Genomic DNA, 18762 nt, shown 5'->3' with positions numbered 1-18762 from the left:
CTCTGGCTACTCGCAGCGCGTAGGTGACCACACCGGGTGCAATCCGAACTGCGAGTTCACGAAGTGAACAACAGATACCGTAAACACGAGATCCTCGCCGCACAAGAGGGTCCACAGGGTTGACAGACGGTCTTATAGTGAACGTCGAATTCACAATGCGAACGAAGGGCGGCCTCATGAGCCAGCGTCCCGCCATCACCTCCGTCCTGGACGGCCTGGTCGACATGCACGTCCACTCCGGGCCCAGCCCGTTCCCCCGCCGCTTCGACCACGTCGAGGCCGCGCAGGACGGCGCCCGGATCGGGATGCGCGCGATGGTCGCGAAGTCCCACCACCACAACACCCAGATGGACGTCCTCGCGATGAAGGGGCGCCTCGAAGGCGTCGCGGCGGACGTCTACGGCGGCATCGCCCTGAACAGCACCGTCGGCGGGCTCAACGTGCACGCCGTGCGCATGTGCCTGCGGATGGGCGGCAAGGTCGTCTGGTTCCCGACCATCTCCTCGGGCCGCCACATCGACTGCCACCCCGAGGACGGCGCGTTCCCGACCACCACCGTGCCGCTGACGCTGGAGCGCATCGACATCGTCGACGAGAGCGGCGAGCTGAAGCCCGCGGCGATCGAGATCCTCGACGAGATCAAGGACCAGCAAGCCGTCCTCAACGGCGGGCACATGTACCCCGAGTACATCAAGACGCTGTTCACGGCGGCGAAGGAACGCGGCATGAAGCGGATGGTCGTCAGCCACCCCGACTTCGTGATCGGCGCCGAGCCGGAGCTGTGCCGCGAGCTGATCGAGCTCGGCGCGTTCGTCGAGCACGAGGTCGGCATGTACGACCCCGAAGGCACCCAGAAGTGGGACCCGAAGCAGCTGCTGACCTGGGTCGAGGCGCTCGGCCCCGAGCACATCGTGCTGGCCTCGGACTTCGGCCAGAAGGCCAACCCCAAGCCGGTCGACGCCTGGATGCGCGTCGGCGAGGCGCTGCTCGACCTCGGCCTGCCGGAGAAGGACCTGCGGCGCATGGTCCGCGACAACCCGGCGTTCCTGCTCGACCTCGACGCCTGAGCGAAAGGACTCCCCGTGTACGAAAAGGACGATCCCCGATCCGCGCTCGCGACGGCCACCGCGCCGGGGCCGGACAGCGGCGCCGCGATCGCCGCCGCGCAGTACCTCGACCTGCACGACAACGAGGTCGTGCGCGCGCAGAACGTCATCCTGATCCACACCGAGGCGCACTCCGGTGACGACCTCGACAACGGGTACCTCGCCGGCGAGCTCGCGATCATCGTGACCGGCGCCTCCCCCGCGTTCACCCTGTTCACCGACGACGGCGCCACCCGGATCGCCGAACCCGGGCTCGTCGTCGCGCCGCCCGGCGCGTCCCGGATCAGCGTCGAAGGCGACGGCCCGCTCGTCCGCCTGGTCGAGGCGATCGAACGCGACTGGCGCGACCGGCCCGCCAACGCCGGCGCGTACGCCGAAAACCACCCGCGCGTCACACTGCTCGAGCGCTGGCCGGAACCCGCCGGCGGGAACCGCGTCCGGTTCTACCCGCTCGCCGAAGTGCCCCAGGACCCGAAGCGGTTCGGGCGCATCTTCCGCACCCGGGCGTTCATGGTGAACTTCCTGCCCGAGCAGGACGGCCCGCGCGACCCGCGCAGGCTCTCGCCGCACCACCACGACGACTTCGAGCAGCTTTCCCTTGCGGTGCAAGGCGAGTACGTGCACCACATCCGCACACCCTGGCTCAACGACCGCACCACGTGGCACGACGACGAGCACGTGCGGATCGGCAGCCCGTCCGTCACGATCATCCCGCCGCCCACCGTGCACACCTCCGAGGCGAGCGACCCGGGTGTCAACCAGCTGATCGACATCTTCAGCCCGCCGCGGGTGGACTTCTCGGAGAAACCGGGCTGGGTCCTGAACGCCGACGACTACCCGATGCCGTGACCGCGCGCACCGGAGCCGGGCTGCTCGACCGCCCGGCCACTCCCGTGGGTACCTGGCTGAAGATCGCCTCGGGCGAGCCGGTCGAGATCATGGCGTACGCCGGGTTCGACTTCGTCGTGATCGACCTGGAGCACGCGCCGCTCGACCTGCAGACCGCGTACCGGCTGATCAACTCGGCCGCCGCGCTGGGCGTCACACCCATCGTGCGGGTGCCGGACACGACCGCGTCGACCATCCAGAAGATCCTCGACGCGGGCGCCATGGGCATCCTCGTGCCGCACGTCGACACCGTCGAGCAGGCGGCCGCCGTCGGGCGCGCGTGCCGGTTCCCGCCGCACGGCGTCCGCGGCGCCGGCGGCACCAGCCGCGCCGGGGCGTGGGGCCTGCGCCCGAACGCCGAGTACCTCGCCACCGGCAACGACGAAGTGCTGTGCATCCCGCAGCTCGAGAGCGTCGAGGCGATCAAGGCCGCGCCGGAGATCCTGGCGCTGGACAGCGTGGACGCGGTGTTCGTCGGCGCGGCGGACCTGTCGATGTCGATGGGCTCGGCGCCGTCCTCGCCCGACGTGCTCGACCTGATCGCGTCGGCGATCGAAGCCGCGCACGCCGCCGGCAAGCGCTGCGGGCTCGCGTTCGGCGGGGTGCCCGAGCGGGCCGCGCAGGCGGTGCGCGACGGCTGCGACTTCGTCCTGCTCAGCAACGACACGACGATGCTGGCGGACGCCGCGCGCACCCTGGTCAAGGCGTTCCGGGAAGCGACCGGATGACGCTCTCGTTGCCGCGCAACGCGTTGTCGATCGCGGAACTCGACGATCTCGACCACGACGGCGTGGTCCGGTTCGTGCGCGGGCTCGAAGACGCCGGGCACCGGATGGTCTGGATCCCGGAGGTGGCGGGGCGCGAAGCGTTCACGACGGCCGCTCTCGTGCTCCAGTCCACCGAGCGGCTGGTGGTCGGCAACGGCGTCGCGCGCGCTCTCGAACGGGTGCCGAAGTCGGCCGCGTCCGCGGCGCGGGACCTCGCCGCCGGTTATCCCGGCCGGTACGTGCTGGGGCTCGGGGTGAGCGGGGCGGTCCGCGAACGCGGGGTCGGACCGCTGCCGTTCCTCCGCGACTACCTCGACGGGGTCGGGGCGACCTTGCCCCGGGCCGTGCCGCGGGTGCTCGGCGCGTACTCGGAAGGGATCACCCGCCTGGCCGCCGAACGCGCCGACGGCCTGCTCACGTTCCTCGTCACGCCCGAGCACACCCGCTGGGCGCGCGAGACGATCGGGCCGGACCTGTTCCTGTCGGTCGTCCAGTGGGCGGTGGTGGGCCGTTCGCGGGCAGCGGCCCGCGACGTCGCCCGCGAACGCCTCGCCTACTACCTGACCCTGCCGCACCAGCTCGCGAAGCTGACGCGGCTCGGCTTCACCGACGCCGACCTCACGCCGCCGGGCTCCGACCGGCTGCTCGACGCGCTCGTCGCGTACGGCACGCCGGAGCAGGTGCGCGAGTCGTTGCGGCAGCAGTACGACGCGGGCGCGACGCAGGTCGCGATCAGCCTGGTCGGCCCGCTGGACGACGCCAAACTCGACGCTTACCGAGCCCTCGCCGAACAGGAGAACTGATGCGGGCAGCGGAAAAAGTCATCATCACGACCGCCATCACCGGGTCGGTGAACATCCCGTCCCAGAGCCCCTACCTGCCGTTGTCCGCCGCCGAGGTGAGCAAGGCGGCGCTGGAGGCGATAGCCGCCGGGTCCGCCGTCGTGCACCTGCACGCCCGGCACCCGGACGGGCGGCCCGCGTTCGAACCCGAAGTCTTCGACGAGATCCTCGAGCCGATCACCGCGGAGACCGACGCCGTCATCAACATCACCACCGGCGGCGCGTCGTCGATGACCATGGACCAGCGGCTCGCGGCGGCCCACCACGTGCGGCCCGAGCTCGCGTCGATGAACATGGGGTCGATGAACTTCGTCTACTCGGGCATCGCCGACAAGGTCACCGAGTGGCAGCACGACTGGGAGAAGCCGTACGTCCTCAACACCTACTCCCACCCGTTCGTGAACACCTTTGACAAGATCGAGCACACCCTGCGCACGCTCGGCGCGGCCGGCACCCGGTTCGAGTACGAGTGTTACGACATCGGGCACCTGTACTCGCTCGCCCACTTCGTCGAGAAGGGCCTGGCGAAACCGCCGTTGCTGATCCAGGGCGTGTTCGGCGTCCTCGGCGGCATCGGCGCCGACCACGCGAACCTGGAGCACATGGTGCGGATCGCCGACAAGCTCTTCGGCGACGACTACCAGTTCTCGGCGTTCGCGGCCGGGCGTGACCAGCTGGCATTCGGCACGCACAGCGCGTGGCTCGGCGGGCACGTGCGCGTGGGCCTCGAAGACAGCCTGTGGATCGGCAAGGGCCAGCTCGCGGAGAGCAACGCCCAGCAGGTGCGGAAGATCCGGGCCGTCGTCGAGGACATGGGCAAGCAGATCGCCACCCCGGACGAGGCGCGGGCGATGCTCGCGCTCCGCGGGGCCACCGTCGAAAACAAGGAGAACTCATGAGCACCCCCCTGCTCGCGGACAAGGCCGTCCTCGTCGTCGGCGCCAGCTCGGGCATCGGCGCCGAAGCGGCGCGCGTCTTCGCCGAAGACGGCGCTTCGGTGATGCTCGTCGCCCGGACCGAGGAACCCCTTGCCGCGCTGGCGAAAACCCTCGACGCGGCGGGCCACGACGTCGCGTACACGACCGGCGATGTCGCGGACGCGGACAGCGTCGCGGCCTTCGTCGACGCGACGGTCGCCCGCTTCGGACGCCTCGACGGCGCGTACAACAACGCCGCGATGGGCCAAGGCGGCCGGCTCGACGCGGTACCCGAGGCGGACTTCGACCGGATCATGGCGGTGAACGTCAAGGGCACCTGGCTGTGCCTGCGCGAGGAAGTGCGGGTGATGGAGGCGCAGGGCTTCGGCGCGATCGTCAACGTGAGCAGCATCGGCGGCCTGCGCGGCAGCTCCGGCATGGGCGCCTACCAGGCCACCAAGCACGCGGTCATCGGCCTGACCCGCACCGCCGCGCACGACTTCGGCCCGCTCGGCATCCGCGTGAACGTCATCGCCCCCGGGCCGACCGAATCCCCGATGCTGGACGAGCTGCGCCGCACCATCCCCGGCGGCGTGGAAGCCCGGATCGCCGCGACGCCGTTGCGCAAGGCGGGCACCGGAGCCGAGGCCGGCGCCACGGCGGCGTTCCTGCTCAGCGACCGGGCGAGCCACCTCAGCGGCGTCGTCCTCCCGGTGGACGGGGGGTTCCTTGCCTGACTTGCCCGGAACCCTGCGGCTGCCCGCGCAGGTGCACTTCGGTTACGGCGCCCGCGCCCAGCTGCCCGGGATCGTGGCCGGGCACGGCACGCGGGTGCTCGCCGTCGTCGACCCGTTCCTCGAAACCACCCCGCACTTCGCCGCCATCCTCGGCGCCCTGGCCACGGCCGGGCTCGAGGTGCGGACGTACTCCGCCATCACCCCGGAACTGCCCGTCGGCACGCTGACCGCGGGCGCCGCCGTCGCGCGGGAGCACGAAGCGGAGGTCGTCCTCGCGATCGGCGGGGGCAGCGCGCTCGACGCGGCCAAACTGATCGCGCTGCTCGCGGTGCACGACGGCCCGCTCGCCCGGTTCTACGGCGAGAACCTGGTACCCGGCCCGATCGCCCCGGTCGTCGCGGTGCCGACGACGGCGGGCACCGGGTCGGAGGTGACGCCGGTGGCCGTGGTGTCCGACCCGGACCGCGAGCTCAAGGTGGGGATCTCCAGCTCGTTCCTGGTGCCGGCCGCGGCGGTCGTCGACCCGGAGCTCACCCTGGGGGCGCCGGCCGGCGTCACGGCGTTCTCCGGCATCGACGCGCTCGTGCACGCGGTCGAGTCGTACACCGCCCGGCCGCTGCCCCTCGACTGGTCCGCGCCGCTCCCGGTGTTCACCGGGCGCAACGCCCTCACCGAGCCGATCGCCTTGCGGGCCGCGGAAAAGCTGGGTCCGTGGCTGCCCACGGCCGTCCGCTCGCCGGGCGACCGGGACGCCCGGCGTGAGGTCGCGCTGGGCGCGTTGCTGGCCGGGATCGCCTTCGGCTCGACCGGGACGCACCTGTGCCACGCGATCCAGTACCCGATCGGCGCGCTGACCAAGACCCCGCACGGGCTCGGCACGGGGCTGCTGCTCCCCTACGCGCTCGACGTGCTCCGCGCCGAACCCGAAGCAGCCCAGCGGATCGCGCGGCTCGGCGCCGCCGTGGAAGGGATCCCGGAGCGGGACGCCTCGGCCGAGCGGACGATCGCCCGCGTCGCCGGGATCAACCGGGCGATCGGCGTACCCGCGACGCTCGCCGAGCTCGGCATCGGGCGCGACCAGCTGCCGCAGATAGCCGAGCTGGCCCTGAAGTCGGCGCGGCTGCTGGCGATCGCGCCGGTCGAGCCGACGCGGGAGCTGCTGCTCGACATCCTCCGGCGCGCCCACGCCGGCGCCCTCGACGACCGGAACGCGGCTTGAAAGCGCAGTTCAGAGCCCTCTTGTCCCTCTCGGGAGCTACTCCGGGTGTCCGTCACGGAGTGATGTGGCCGGGCCCGCCGCGCTCGTAATCTCGCCGTACTCCACGAGGAAGTCCGGCGAGAGGAACCCCGATGACCACCCTGACCGAGCGGAAGCCCCGGCTGCAGCGCTTCCGGTTCCCCGTGCTGCTCGTCGCCACCGCCGTGCTGCTGATCGCGGCCCGCGGGCTGGACGCGCTCGTGTCCGGGGTGCCGATCCTGCGCCTGTTCGTCGGGGTCGGCGCGGCCGCTGGGGCCGTCGTCGCCTACAAGTGGGTAGCCCGGCGGGTCGAGAAGCGGGACGAGATCACCGAACTGGCCACCGCCGGGCGCTGGGGTGGCCTCGGGCGCGGCGCGCTCATCGGCGGCGCCGCCTTCGTGGGGACCATGCTGCTCGGCATCATCTTCACCCACGCCGACATCAGCGGCGGCTCGTTCTGGGCCTGCCTGGGCGTGGCCGGCTCGATGGCTTCCGTCGCGGTCACCGAAGAACTACTGTTCCGCGGGGTGCTCCACCGCATCCTGGAGCAGCGCGCGGGCAGCGTCATCGCGATCGTGGTCTCGTCGCTGCTGTTCGGCCTGACGCACCTGATCAACGGCAACGCCACGCTCTGGGGCACCCTCGCCATCGCCGTCGAAGGCGGCACGATGCTGGCCGTCGCCTACACCGCCACCCGGTCGCTGTGGGTGCCGATCGGCCTGCACTTCGCCTGGAACTGGCTGCAGGGCGGCGTGTTCGGCACCGCGGTCTCCGGCGCCGACAGCGAACCCGGCCTGCTGCGCACCGTCCTTTCCGGACCGGACGCGCTCACCGGCGGCTCGTTCGGCCCGGAGGCCGGCCTGTTCGCGCTGCTGTGCTGCCTGGTGACGACGGCGCTGCTGCTGCGCCGCGCCAAGCTCATCCCTCGGCGCTGACCAGCCCGGTCCGGTAGGCCAGCACCACGGCCTGCACCCGGTCCCGCAGGTCCAGCTTGGTCAGGATCCGCGAGACGTACGTCTTCACCGTCTCCACGCTCAGCACCAGCTCGGCCGCGATCTCGGCGTTCGACAAGCCGGCGGCGATCAGCTTCAGCACTTCCAGCTCCCGTCGGGCGAGCCCCTCCAAGGGACCGCCGGCGGGAGCAGCCGGGCGGATCCGGTCGGCGTACCGGCCGATCAGCGTCCGCGTCACCGACGGCGCGAGCAGCGACTCGCCCCGGGCGATCGTGCGCACGCCTTCGACGAGCTCGTCCAGCGGCGCGTCCTTGAGCAGGAACCCGCTCGCCCCCGCGCGCAACGCGTCGTAGACGTACTGGTCGACGTTGAACGTCGTGACCACCAGGACCTTGGCCGGGTCGGCCGCTCCGGGGCCGGCGATGCGGCGGGTCACCTCGATCCCGTCCAGCAGCGGCATCTGGATGTCCATCACGACGACGTCCGGATGCAGCCGGTCGAACTCGGCGAGCGCTTCGCGGCCGTTCGCGGCCTGGCCGACGACTTCGAGATCCGGCTGGGCGCCGAGGACCGTCACGTAGCCCGCGCGGATCAGCTCCTGATCCTCGCAGATCAGGACGCGGATCGGGCCGTCGGTCATCGGTCTCTCCTGGCGGGGATCTGGGCGGGAATCTGGGCGGGAATCTGGGCGGGAATCTGGGCGCTGACCACGAATCCGTCCCCCGACGGGCCCGCGGTGAACCGGCCGCCGAGCGCGTCGACCCGGTCGCGCAGCCCGGCCAGCCCGCGGCCGCCGGAACCGAGCGCGCCCGCCGCCGTCGCCGGGCCTTCGGTGCTCACCTCGATTTCGAGGAGGTCCGCACCGTAGCCGACGCGCACCTCGGTGGGCCGGCCGGCGGCGTACTTGGCCGCGTTGGTCAGCGCCTCCTGCACGATCCGGTACGCCGTGAGCTCGGTTTCCGCCGGCAGCGCCGGACGTTCGCCCTCTTCGACGAGCCGCACCGCCCGCCCCGGCTGGTCGACGAGGGTGCGCAGCGCGCTCAGGCCGGGCGTCCGCGCGCCGGTCGCTTCCAGGACGCCCAGCAGGAACCGCAGCTCGGTGAGCGCGTCGCGCCCCGAGCCGGTGATGGTGGTGAGCACTTCGGGGACACGCTCGGGCGGGAGGTACCGGGCGGCGTCGGCCTGCACCACCATGGCGGTGACGTGGTGGGTCACGACGTCGTGCAGTTCGCGGGCGAGCCGGGCGCGTTCCTCCGCGGCGGCGGCGCGCGCGGTGAGCCGCCGCCGTTCGGCCTCTTGCCGGCGCCGTTGCCGCACCAGCGCGCCCAGCAGCCAGAACAGCGTCAGCACCGTGTAGTAGACGGCGTAGTCGAGCAGCCCCGACGGCGATCCGCGAAGGGCCAGCACGACCGCGAAGACGACGTACCCGGCGGTCGCGATCGCCGGGAGCGCCCGGCGAAGCCGTTCTTCGTGCGCTCCGGCGGAATACAGCGCGAAGTACAGCGCGAGGGTGCCGACGGTGGTGGGGTACGCGAGCACCTCGTGCGTGGCGAAACAGATCGCAGTCACCCCGAACGCCGCGGCGGGCCACCGGCTCCGCACCGCCAGCGGCAGGGTCTGCCCGAGCACCAGCACGACCGCGAGGAACCCGCCCTCTTGCCGCGGCAGATCGCCGAACTGGGCACCGAGCATCGCGAGCCCCGGCACGAACGCGGCGGCCGTGACGAGCACGGCGAGCCCCCGGTCCCGGGCTTCGAGCGAGACGCTCGCCCACCGGCTCCGGAGACGTCCCAGCTTCGGCATGGCGGGGAGCCTAGCGAGACCCGGGCTTCCCCTGTCCGCCTCGGGCCGGAAAGCTGATCGACCGGCGACGACGCACGGGAGGATGCATGACCACGACTCCGGACGGCACCCCACAGTCGGCTTGGCAGCTGCTGGCGCCGGTGCTCGATCCGGTCACCCCGCTGGCCGTCCGCGCGGCCGCCACGGTGGGGGTGGCCGACCACGTGGCGGACGGCCCGGTGCCCGTCGACGAGCTGGCCCGCCGCTGCGGCACCGATCCCGACGCCCTCGACCGGTTGCTGCGGCACCTCGTCGCCCACGGCGTGTTCACCGAGCCGGCCCCCGGACGTTCGGGACGAGCGAACTCGCGGCCCTGCTGCGCTCGGACCATCCGTCCGGGATGCGGGTCGGCCTGGACCTCGAGGGGTTCGGCGGGCAGATGGACCTGGCGTTCACCGGGCTGCTGCACACCCTGCGCACCGGCGGCCCCGCGTGGGAGACGGTCTTCGGCACCCCGTTCTGGGAGTACCTGGCCGCCCGTCCGGCGATGGCCGCCTCCTTCGACGCGACGATGGCGGCCGGGACGGACTACGTGATCGACGCGGCCGCGGGCTACGACTGGTCCGGCGCCCGCCACGTCGTCGACGTCGGCGGCGGCACCGGAGCGCTGCTGGCCGCGGTGCTCGAGACCGACCCGGCGCTGCGGGGCACGCTGGTCGACCTGCCCGACACCGTGCGACGCGGCCGGGAGCACCTGGCGGCCCGGGGACTCGGCGACCGGTGCGCCTTCGCGGGCCAGAGCTTCTTCGACCCGCTGCCCGAGGGCGGGGACGTCTATGTGCTCAGCAGCGTCCTGCACGACTGGGCCGACCGCGACGCGGCCCGGATCCTCGGCCGCTGCGCCGAGGCGGCCGGCGCCGGCGGCCGGGTGCTGATCCTCCAGCAGCACGGCACCGAGGGCGGCGACCGCGCGGAGATGGACCTCCGGATGCTCGTGTTGTGCGGCGGGCGCGAGCGCGGCCTGGACGACTACCGCGCGCTCGCGGCCGGCGCCGGCCTGACGGTGGCCGCCGTCCGGACGACGCCGCTGGGCCAGGTCGCCATCGACTGCGCGCCGGTCGCCGGCTGACCGATCCGGCGCCGGTCACGATGATCTCCGTGCCGGGCGGCGTCCGGGCGGCCCGGCTTACCTCGGCGCCACCGGCCGTCACCCGGGTGGGGGACATGGGTTTTGCCGGGTCGCGGGGCGGGTAGCCAGCCCGCGGCCGGACGCGACGCGTCCCCGGAGAAGGAGCGGTTCGTGGTCCTCATCGGCATCACCCTCGGCGCGACCGGGCTGGTCCTCGGCGTCGGCGTGCTCTTCCTGCTCGGCCTGCTGCTCCTCGTCGGCGGGCTGATGTTCCACCTGCTCGCCAAAGAGACCGTTTAGTCACCACTCCCGGTCGCGCAGGTACGCCGCGATCCGGACGCGCAAGCCGCGGACGTGCACCAGGCTCAGGGTGAAAGCCGCCCCGGGCTCCTCTTCGGGAAGGTGACACGGGCCCGCGATGTGGACAAAGCCGTCGCCGGGGTCGTGGCGCGGTGCCGACCAGACATCCTGCTCGCCGGCCGCGCGGTCCGCCGCCCGGGCCTTCGCCGTCCAGTAGACCGGCAGTTTCATGATCTCGCCGAGGGCCTTCCCGAACGCGGGCAGATCTTCCTCGGGCATTGCGAGGCCCCGGCCGCTCCACACGCGCGGCCCGGCCGGTGCGGGCCGGACCCGGGTGAACGTGGCCGTGTCGCCGGCGGTGCCGATCGTCCAGTGCGGCGTTTCGGTGGTGGTGGTCGCCACGGTTTCTCCTCGTGCGTAGCGGCCCCCAGGCTTGTCGCCACTCTAGTGGATCACGCGGCATCCCAGGCACGACCGGCGAGGAGGTTCGTCACCCAGTGCGCGGCGAGCCCGCAGAGCACGCTTTCGGGGCCGCGCCGGTGGGACACCACGACGTCGTCGCGCCAGAGCATCAACGCGGTGAGACCGCCGGCGGTCGGGGTCAGGCCGACGACCCAGCGCCGGCCGTGCGCCTCGACGGTGCGCTCGGCGGTGAGCCACCAGCCCTTCGACGCGGTGACCGTCCAGACCCGCGTCCCGGCGAGCTCGGCCACCGAGGCCGGCTCGCGGCGCCGCGCGGTTCGTTCGTCCACATCGGCCACTCTCGCACACCGGTGCCCGTTTCCCGCACGATCGCGAACGCTTTCGTGAGGTGACCGGGGCGACCGGGCGGAACGCGCCGGTCCGGGCCGCGACGTACCGGCAGAGGTGGTCGTACTGCTCCGGGCGCGGACGACGAACGCGAAGCCGGGCGCCCAGGCGCGCGCCGAAGAAAAGCGTAGTCATGCCCCAAGGTGATCGGGTTACCTTTGCGCGTCACGCACCTCAGTCGCGGCGGCTGCCGAAGATCATGCGGTAGCCGACGAGGATGATCAGCGCGCCCAGCACGGCCAGGCCCCACGTCCGCAGGTCGAAGAACGTGCCGATGTCGGTGTGGAAGAGGGTCTTGCCGACCCAGCCGCCGACGAAGGCGCCGCCGATGCCGAGCAGGATCGTGACGATGCAGCCGCCGGGATCCTTGCCCGGCATGAGGATCTTCGCGATCACGCCGGCGATGAGCCCCAGCACGATCCAGCCGATGATGCCCACGGACTGCTCCTCTCATCCACGCTCGACCTAGACGGCACAGGATGGCAGCCGGGCGTCGCGGCGGCGCGCCGGGTGAGGTCGACGTGACCTGGATCTCATCCGGCCCGTCGCTAGGGTCGCGGACATGGGAACGCCGATCACCGAAGACCTCGCCCCGACCGGCGTCCTGCGCGCCTCGATCAACCTGGGCAACGCCGTCCTCGCGCAGGGCACCCCGGACGCGCCGACGGGCGTCACGGTCGACATCGCGCGCGAAGTAGCCGCGCGGCTGGCCGTCCCGGTGGCGTTCGTGTGCTTCGACGCGGCACGGAAGTCGTTCGCGGCCCTGACCTCCGGCGCCGCCGACCTCTGCTTCCTGGCGATCGACCCGGCGCGCGCGACGGAAGTCGCTTTCACCGCACCGTATGTCGTCATCGAGGGCGTGTACGTGGTGCCGCGCGGCTCGGCGTTCACCACCCCGGCCGACGTCGACCGGCCGGACGTCCGGATCGGCGTGAAGCAGGGCTCCGCCTACGACCTGTTCCTCTCCCGCACCCTGGAGCACGCGACCGTCGTCCGCGGCGACGAAGGCGTCACGACGTTCGAAACCCAGGGCCTCGAAGCGGCGGCCGGCATCCGCCGGCCGATGACGTCGTACGCCGCCGCGCACCCGGAGGTCCGGGTGATCCCCGACCGGTTCATGCAGATCGAGCAGGCCGTCGGCACGGCGAAGGACCGCCGCCCCGGGACCGTCGCGTTCCTGCACGACGTCGTCGAGGACCTGAAGGCGAGCGGCTTCGTCGCCGACGCGTTGCGGCGTGCGAACCAGCCGGACGCCACCGTCGCTCCCCCGGCCCGCTGACGCTCAGGCCGCCGTCCACGCGCGCAGCTTGTCGGGGTTGCGGATCGCCCAGATGTGCTTGATCCGGTCGCCCTCGACGTGGAACGCGAAGACCGTCACGGTGACGCCGTCCTGCCGGGAGAGCAGGCCGGGCCGGCCGTTGACCGTGGTCTCCGAGAAGGTCATGCCGGGCAGCACGTCCAGGATCCCGGCGCAGGCCCGCGCGACCGCTTCGCCGCCGTACATCGGTTCCAGGCGGGCGGCCGCCAGCCCGCCGCCGTCGGCGGTCGCCGTGACGTCCGGGTCGAGGAGGCCGACGAGGGCGGCGATGTCCTGGGCTTCCCAGGCCGCCTTGAAGGCGCGGACGAGGTCCGCCTGCCGGGCGGTCGGCGTCGCCACCGGTGCCCGCGACGCCTGGATCCGCCGGCGGGCCGAGGAGGCCAGCTGCCGGCACGCCGCCGTCGACCGGCCGACGATCCCGGCCACTTCGGCGAACGGGTAGCGGTAGACGTCGTGGAGGACGAACGCGACGCGCTCGGCCGGGGTCATCGCCTCGAGCACGATGAGGAAGGCCATGTCGACCGACTCGTCGAGGGTGACCCGGTCCGCCGGGTCGACGACGTCCGGCCGCTCCGCGCGCCCCGGCAGCGGCTCCGGGATCCACTCCCCCACGTAGGCCTCGCGCCGCACGCGGGCCGAACCGAGCTGGGTCAGGCAGATCCGGCTCGCGACCGTCGTCAGCCAGGCCCCGGGCGCCTCGATCGCGTTCCGCGCCGGCGCGGACAGGGCGTACCAGCGGGCGTAGGTCTCCTGGACGACGTCCTCGGCGTCGGCCAGCGAGCCGAGGAGCCGGTAGGCGAGGTTCGTCAAGTGCCGTCGCTCGCTCGTGATCGGGTCGGGCCGGGTCATCGTTGCCTCACATTCCGCGGTACTGCGTGGTCGTAGTCCTGACGAACCCCACGGCTTCGTTGTGACACGACCGCGCAGGAGGAGACCCATGACCCCGTTCACCGACGCCGCCCCCGCCGAAAGCCTGGAGCGGGCGGCCACCGCCCTGAAGGAACACGGCTTCGCCGTCGAGATCCTCGACGACGTCGCGGCCGCGCGCGGCCGCGTCGGCGACCTGATCCCGGCCGGCGCGAGCGTGTTCACCTCCGCCAGCGAAACGACCCGGCTGTCCGGCATCGAGCAGGACCTCAACACCGGCGGCCGGTACGACGCCGTCAAACCCCGGGTCCTGGCGCTGGACCGCGCCACCCGGGCCGACGACATCCGGCGGCTGATCGCCACGCCCGACTTCGTGGTGGGCAGCGTCGCGGCGGTCACCGAGACCGGGTCCGTGGTCGTCGCTTCGGGCAGCGGCAGCCAGGTGCCCGCCTACGCCGGCGGCGCGGGCCGCGCGATCTGGATCGTCGGCGCGCAGAAGGTGGTCCCCGACATGGCCACCGCGTTGCGCCGCCTCGAAGAACACGCGCTGCCGCTGGAAAACGCCCGCGCCCGGGCGGTCTACGGCCAGCCGAGCGCGATCAACCGCCTGCTGGTCCTCAACGCGGAAGGCCCGGGGCGCGTCACCGTCCTGTTGCTGCGCGAAGCCATCGGCTTCTGACTCAGCCGCCGAGGGAGCCGCTGCCGCCGGGGCCGGTGGCCACGATCCGGAGGGTCACCTCGCCCGCAAACGGGACCACCGTGACCTGCCACGTCTGCGGCGAGCCGACGTCCAGGGTGGTCCGGGCCTTCGTCACCAGGGCCGGGATGCGGTCGACCGGCAGGGAGCGCAGGTCGAACGACGGAGCGGTGACGCCGGTCGGCGCGAACACCACCGACAGGCGGTGCTCCTCGACGACCGCGGTGAGCACCTTCGCGACGTCCGCGTGCTGCGCCAGGCCGTCGACCGCCCGGCGCAGCTCGCCCGCGTCCGCCATGGACTGCCCCGGGCCGACGGTGACCGTCGCCGAGCCCGAGGAGGACGTGACCGACGTGGGTTCGGCGGACTCCGAAACCTCCGAGGCGTCCGCCGACGGGGCGAACAGCTCGGCGCGGAACGGCAGGACGATCGCGGCCACGCCGAGCAGGAACCCGAGGAGGACGAGAAAGCCGGCCCCGGCCCCCGCCGGCTTCCGGACCACAGTGGACTCGGGCGCGGACACCACGGTGGCGCCGGCCGCCCGCCGCGCCCACTCCGCGTCCGGCTTCACGATCCGGGCCTGCCACGGCCGGTCCGGCGGGTACGCGACGACCAGGACGTCACCCGGCCGATAGCCCGGCAGGTCGACCAGGTTGACGTCGAGGCGGGCTTCGGCGCGGAACGGCGGCTCGCCGTGCGGGGCGATCGTGAGGTCGAACCGGAGCGACACGTCACCCGTCTCCGTGCCGCCGGCGCGCAGGCTCTCGATCTTCGCGAGCGCCGTGCGCGGCACGACCGCCGCTTCCCGCGCCCGCCGCGGGATCCCGGCCACGAACAGGAGAAAGCCGTAGGCGAACGGGAGTCCTGCCCCGGTGAGGAGCAACGGGACGTTCCCGATGATGATGCCGGTGACGAAGGCGCTCGGCGTCACCCCGACGACGCCGCCGGTCAGGAACCCGCGAGCGAGCCTGATCATGGGGAACTCCGGACTCTCGAAGGAACTCATCGGACCGGCAGCCAGTCGGCGAGGACGGGGTGGCGGCGGAGGGCGACGAAGATCGACTTCTCGTCCCCGGGCCGCGCCGGGTCGAACAGTACTTCCGCCGCGCTGACCTCGGTGTCCCGGCTGCGGCGGGTCACCCAGCGCCGGACGCCCGCGAGGTCGGCGAAGGACACGGTGACGGTCGCGCCGACGACCCGCGTGCCCGTCTCGTCGCCCGCGAGGCGGAGCTTGACCTCGACGACGTCCGCCGGCACGCGGCGGCCGTGCGCCGGCAGCCGTCCGCGGGTCCGGACCATCGCGGTGTACCGGCGGTGGCCGGCCACGGCGTACCCCAGCACCAGCGAGGTCGCCACGAGCAGCAGCGCGGGCACCCACCAGTCGGCGTAGTAGAAGAACCAGCGCCAGAAACCCCACGGCTCGTCGTGGTGGAAGACCAGGTCGACCGCCGTGCCGACGGCGAGCGGCGGCAGCCACGCCCGGGCCGACACCCAGGCACCGGCCGTGGCACCCGCGAGCGCGAGGACCGCCGGGAACGCGGGGCCCGCCGGCCGTCCCCCGTACCGTCGCGCGGCGGCGCCCGCCAGGGTGGCCGAGAGCAGGCAGCCGAAGACGCCCAGGGTGCCCCAGACGACCACGTACGGCGGGTCGCCGTCGCCGCGGTCGTCGAAGACGCTGTCGATCGCCATGGTCCGGAACTGCTCCATGAACCCGCCGAACCCGAGCCCGGCCAACACGCCCAGCGCCACGGTCGCGAGCGAAACCACGACCACCGCGGCGAGCACCACCGGGTGCCCGCGCCACCGTTCCAGGCGTTCGTGCCGGGCCCGCGCCGGATCCTTCGTGTTCACCGCACCCACCTCCGTTCGTTCGGGACGTCCCCAGCCTGCGCGGGCCCGGCTGCTACCGAACCCAGGTTTCGGCCCCGATCAGGTGAGAAACCGGTGGTTCATCAAGAAGAAACGATTCCCCAATGCCGCGAAAGCCGTCGCGGATTGTCGCGCTTCGAGCGCCCATGCGGGGCGCCGCAAACGCCGTGATCACTCACAGGAGTGACAACCGACGGGCCGTTGACCAGGCCCGTTGAGCCGGAAAGGGGAATTGCGAGCGCTACTCAAATGGCAGCTATCCGACCCGCTGATCACTGCCGTAGCGTCGATTCACGGGTGCGGTTCTCGCACTCGCGACTCCTGGAGGTTCTCGTGATCCGACGACCCCTGCGCACTGTGGCCGCCCTCGTCGGCGCCGCGGCCGCGACCACCGCGTTCGCGACGCCGGCCTCGGCGGCCGCCGTACCGTTGACGGAAGCCACGGGTCCGGCCGCGCTGGCCGCCGCGCAGCACACCCTCGGCGGTTCCCTGGGCGGCGCGTTCGGGCTGTCCTGGCTGGACGCCGCCACCGGCGGCCTGGTCGTCGGCACGACCGACGCCGCCCGCGCCGGTCAGATCCGGGCCGCCGGGGCGACGCCGAAAGTGGTGCGGCACAGCGCGTCCGAACTGAAGGACGTCCAGTCCACACTGGACCGCAGAGCGGCCGGCGTACCCGCCTCGGTCGCCGGCTGGTACGTCGACGCGCCGGCCAACGAGGTCGTGGTGAGCGTGGTGGGCGGCGACCCCGCGGGCCTGGCGTGGGCCACCGCCGGCGGCGCGCCGGTCCGGGTCGAGCGCGTCGCCAGTGCCCCGCGGCCGCTGTGGGACGCCGTCGGCGGGCAGGGGCTCTACTTCAGCGGCGGCGCCTGTTCCATCGGGTTCAACGCGTACAACGACGACGACGTCCACTTCGTCATCACCGCGGGACACTGCACCGCACTCGGCGGCGCGGTGAGCGGCGCCGGCGGCCCCGTCGGCAAGGTCGCGAAATCCTCGTTCCCCGACAACGACTACGGCACCGTCAAGGTCACCGACGGCAACGTCTCGGCCCCGCCGCGGGTGGACCGCTACGAAGACGGCACCGACGTGCGGATCGACGGCACGGACGTCGTGCCGGCCGGCGGCCGGATCTGCCGGTCCGGCATCACCACCCACTGGCAGTGCGGGCGGGTGATCGCCTTGGACCAGGCGGTGAACTACGGCAACGGCAACATCGTCCACGGGCTCACCCAGACCGACGCCTGCGCCGAACCCGGCGACTCGGGCGGCTCGTTCGTCAGCCGCCCGGCGGCCGGTGCCGGCACGAAAACGGTGCAGGCGCAGGGAATGACGTCCGGCGGGTCCGGTGACTGCGAGACCGGCGGCAACACCTTCTTCCAGCCCGTGCAGGAGGTGCTGGACCGCTACGGCCTCACCCTCGAAACCAGCTGACACCCGCGGCCGGCTCGGCGGTCTCCCGGAGGCCGCCGATGCCGAGCGAGTCGTCGGGTTCCGGCGCTTCTTCCGGTGCCGGCAGTGCTTCCGCCGCCGGCGCTTCTTCCGGTTCCGCTTCGGGTGCCGGCTCGGGCGGGTCCTCCAGGAAGTCCGCCGTCGGCACGTAGAACAGCGCCCCGGTGTGCGGGGTCGAGAAGTCCAGGATGCGGTCGTGGTTGCCGGGCGGCGACCCGACGAACATGTTCTCCAGCATCCGCTCGATCACCACCGGCGACTTCGCGTAGCCGATGAAGTAGGTGCCGAACTCGCCGTACGCCGGGCGGCCGAACGGCATGTTGTCGCGCAGGATGTCCAGCTCGTTGCCGTCGTCGTCGGTGATCACGTTCAGGGCGATGTGGGAATCGCTCGGCTTCTCCGCGTCCGACAGCTCCACATCGGACAGTTTGCGCCGGCCGATCACCCGCTCCTGCTCTTCGGTGGACAGCGCGTTCCACGCGGTCATGTCGTGCAGGTACTTCTGGACGACGACGTAGCTGCCGCCGTTGAAACCGCCGTCGTCGTCGACGAACACAGCCGCCCGCGCGGCGCGGCCGGTCGGGTTTTCGGTGCCGTCGACGAACCCCAGCACGTCACGCGCGTCGAAGTAGCGGAAGCCCTGCACCTCGTCGACGACGGTGACCGCGCCGGCGAGCCGCGCCATGATCAGCGTCTCCAGCTCGAAGCACAGGTCCATCCGGTCGGCGCGGAGGTGGAACAGGAGATCTGCGTCGCTCGTCACGCTTTCGTGGCGCTCGCCCTTGAACACGGGCAGCTCGTGCAGCTCGGCCGGGCGCGCGCCGCCGTAGATCCGGTCCCAGGCGGCGGAGCCGATCCCGGCCAGGCACGACAGGCCGCCGGTCAGCGACCGGAACCCGACGGAGCGCCGCAGCCCGGGCAGATCCGCCAGCAGATCCTTGACGACGTCCTCGCCGCCGCTGTCGATCCGCAGTACGAGGAAGATCGCGGCGCGGGTGAGGGGTCCGGCGATCTCCTCGGCGTCACCCGGCGAGGCCTCGTTCGAAAGCATTCGCGACGATAGCATTCGCCGCCGTCGCGCTCTCCTCCTAGAT

The 18762-nt window shown here is 72.5% G+C and carries 22 protein-coding genes and 1 pseudogene; 14 read left to right on the top strand and 9 right to left on the bottom strand.

Annotation, left to right across the window (positions count from 1 at the left end; translation table 11 throughout):
- The first annotated feature begins 176 nt into the window (after positions 1–176).
- From OG494_RS08950 to OG494_RS08915, 8 genes are all read left to right on the top strand, one after another.
- A complete protein-coding gene (locus tag OG494_RS08950; RefSeq protein ID WP_328453798.1) occupies positions 177–1067 on the top strand; it encodes a DUF6282 family protein in 891 nt (296 codons plus the stop codon).
- A gap of 15 nt (positions 1068–1082) precedes the next feature.
- A complete protein-coding gene (locus OG494_RS08945) occupies positions 1083–1955 on the top strand; it encodes a hypothetical protein (protein WP_328453796.1) in 873 nt (290 codons plus the stop codon).
- Positions 1952–2722, top strand: a complete 771-nt coding sequence (locus OG494_RS08940; protein WP_328453794.1) for an HpcH/HpaI aldolase family protein — start codon at positions 1952–1954, stop codon at positions 2720–2722. Before OG494_RS08945 ends, OG494_RS08940 begins: the two co-directional genes overlap by 4 nt.
- On the top strand, positions 2719–3564 hold the full coding sequence (locus OG494_RS08935) for an LLM class flavin-dependent oxidoreductase (RefSeq protein ID WP_328453792.1): 846 nt from the start codon (positions 2719–2721) through the stop codon (positions 3562–3564). The genes OG494_RS08940 and OG494_RS08935 overlap by 4 nt, the downstream gene beginning before the upstream one ends.
- Positions 3564–4502 carry a 3-keto-5-aminohexanoate cleavage protein gene (locus OG494_RS08930; RefSeq protein WP_328453790.1) on the top strand — a complete coding sequence of 313 codons (939 nt, stop codon included), beginning with the start codon at positions 3564–3566 and terminating at the stop codon, positions 4500–4502. The genes OG494_RS08935 and OG494_RS08930 overlap by 1 nt, the downstream gene beginning before the upstream one ends.
- Entirely contained in the window at positions 4499–5257 is a 759-nt protein-coding gene (locus tag OG494_RS08925; protein WP_328453788.1) for an SDR family NAD(P)-dependent oxidoreductase, read from the top strand. Before OG494_RS08930 ends, OG494_RS08925 begins: the two co-directional genes overlap by 4 nt.
- 1 nt (position 5258) lies before the next feature.
- The gene (locus OG494_RS08920) at positions 5259–6476 is read left to right on the top strand and encodes an iron-containing alcohol dehydrogenase (RefSeq protein ID WP_328453786.1); all 1218 of its coding nucleotides are present in this window, start codon (positions 5259–5261) and stop codon (positions 6474–6476) included.
- Between the two features lie 131 nt (positions 6477–6607).
- Positions 6608–7429 carry a CPBP family intramembrane glutamic endopeptidase gene (locus tag OG494_RS08915; RefSeq protein WP_328453784.1) on the top strand — a complete coding sequence of 274 codons (822 nt, stop codon included), beginning with the start codon at positions 6608–6610 and terminating at the stop codon, positions 7427–7429.
- Here OG494_RS08915 and OG494_RS08910 read toward each other — a convergent pair.
- The gene (locus OG494_RS08910; protein WP_328453782.1) at positions 7413–8087 is read right to left on the bottom strand and encodes a response regulator transcription factor; all 675 of its coding nucleotides are present in this window, start codon (positions 8085–8087) and stop codon (positions 7413–7415) included. The two genes, OG494_RS08915 and OG494_RS08910, sit on opposite strands and share 17 nt — an antisense overlap.
- Positions 8084–9250, bottom strand: coding sequence for a sensor histidine kinase (locus OG494_RS08905; RefSeq protein ID WP_328453780.1), 1167 nt, complete (start codon positions 9248–9250; stop codon positions 8084–8086). The genes OG494_RS08910 and OG494_RS08905 overlap by 4 nt, the downstream gene beginning before the upstream one ends.
- A gap of 86 nt (positions 9251–9336) precedes the next feature.
- Here OG494_RS08905 and OG494_RS48345 point away from each other — a divergent pair.
- The 3 genes and pseudogenes from OG494_RS48345 to OG494_RS08895 all read left to right on the top strand — a co-directional run.
- Positions 9337–9564 (top strand): annotated as a pseudogene (locus OG494_RS48345) (methyltransferase family protein); the annotation flags it as partial.
- Positions 9565–9629: 65 nt separating this feature from the next.
- A complete protein-coding gene (locus OG494_RS08900) occupies positions 9630–10358 on the top strand; it encodes a methyltransferase (RefSeq protein ID WP_328453778.1) in 729 nt (242 codons plus the stop codon).
- Positions 10359–10529: 171 nt separating this feature from the next.
- Positions 10530–10658 (top strand): hypothetical protein, encoded by a 129-nt coding sequence (locus OG494_RS08895; RefSeq protein ID WP_328453776.1) that lies wholly within the window; start codon positions 10530–10532, stop codon positions 10656–10658.
- Here OG494_RS08895 and OG494_RS08890 read toward each other — a convergent pair whose 3' ends face one another.
- The 3 genes from OG494_RS08890 to OG494_RS08880 all read right to left on the bottom strand — a co-directional run bounded on the left by OG494_RS08890 (position 10659) and on the right by OG494_RS08880 (position 11906).
- Complete coding sequence (locus OG494_RS08890) at positions 10659–11060, bottom strand: hypothetical protein (RefSeq protein ID WP_328453774.1); 402 nt, start codon at positions 11058–11060, stop codon at positions 10659–10661.
- Between the two features lie 50 nt (positions 11061–11110).
- On the bottom strand, positions 11111–11410 hold the full coding sequence (locus OG494_RS08885; protein ID WP_328453772.1) for a hypothetical protein: 300 nt from the start codon (positions 11408–11410) through the stop codon (positions 11111–11113).
- A gap of 232 nt (positions 11411–11642) precedes the next feature.
- Positions 11643–11906, bottom strand: a complete 264-nt coding sequence (locus OG494_RS08880) for a GlsB/YeaQ/YmgE family stress response membrane protein (RefSeq protein WP_328453770.1) — start codon at positions 11904–11906, stop codon at positions 11643–11645.
- A 124-nt stretch (positions 11907–12030) separates the two neighbouring features.
- On the opposite strand from OG494_RS08880, the gene OG494_RS08875 reads away from it, so the two are divergent.
- Positions 12031–12747, top strand: a complete 717-nt coding sequence (locus OG494_RS08875) for a transporter substrate-binding domain-containing protein (RefSeq protein ID WP_328453768.1) — start codon at positions 12031–12033, stop codon at positions 12745–12747.
- A 3-nt stretch (positions 12748–12750) separates the two neighbouring features.
- Here OG494_RS08875 and sigJ read toward each other — a convergent pair whose 3' ends face one another.
- A complete protein-coding gene (gene sigJ / locus OG494_RS08870; RefSeq protein WP_328453766.1) occupies positions 12751–13635 on the bottom strand; it encodes an RNA polymerase sigma factor SigJ in 885 nt (294 codons plus the stop codon).
- 88 nt (positions 13636–13723) lie between these two features.
- On the opposite strand from sigJ, the gene OG494_RS08865 reads away from it, so the two are divergent.
- The gene (locus OG494_RS08865; protein ID WP_328453764.1) at positions 13724–14332 is read left to right on the top strand and encodes an LUD domain-containing protein; all 609 of its coding nucleotides are present in this window, start codon (positions 13724–13726) and stop codon (positions 14330–14332) included.
- A 1-nt stretch (position 14333) separates the two neighbouring features.
- Here OG494_RS08865 and OG494_RS08860 read toward each other — a convergent pair whose 3' ends face one another.
- The gene (locus OG494_RS08860; protein ID WP_328453763.1) at positions 14334–15326 is read right to left on the bottom strand and encodes a DUF3592 domain-containing protein; all 993 of its coding nucleotides are present in this window, start codon (positions 15324–15326) and stop codon (positions 14334–14336) included.
- Positions 15327–15352: 26 nt separating this feature from the next.
- Entirely contained in the window at positions 15353–16201 is an 849-nt protein-coding gene (locus OG494_RS08855; protein WP_328453761.1) for a hypothetical protein, read from the bottom strand.
- Positions 16202–16552: 351 nt separating this feature from the next.
- Here OG494_RS08855 and OG494_RS08850 point away from each other — a divergent pair, with 351 nt between their 5' ends.
- Complete coding sequence (locus OG494_RS08850; RefSeq protein ID WP_328453759.1) at positions 16553–17650, top strand: S1 family peptidase; 1098 nt, start codon at positions 16553–16555, stop codon at positions 17648–17650.
- Here the strand turns inward: OG494_RS08850 and OG494_RS08845 are convergent.
- Positions 17631–18719, bottom strand: coding sequence for a Dyp-type peroxidase (locus OG494_RS08845; RefSeq protein ID WP_328453757.1), 1089 nt, complete (start codon positions 18717–18719; stop codon positions 17631–17633). The genes OG494_RS08850 and OG494_RS08845 overlap by 20 nt on opposite strands.
- Between the last annotated feature and the right edge of the window lie 43 nt (positions 18720–18762).

The sequence above is a fragment of the Amycolatopsis sp. NBC_00438 genome (assembly GCF_036026695.1).
In the GTDB taxonomy this organism is placed as follows: Bacteria; Actinomycetota; Actinomycetes; order Mycobacteriales; family Pseudonocardiaceae; genus Amycolatopsis.
This window is presented reverse-complemented; position numbering and strand designations above follow the sequence as displayed.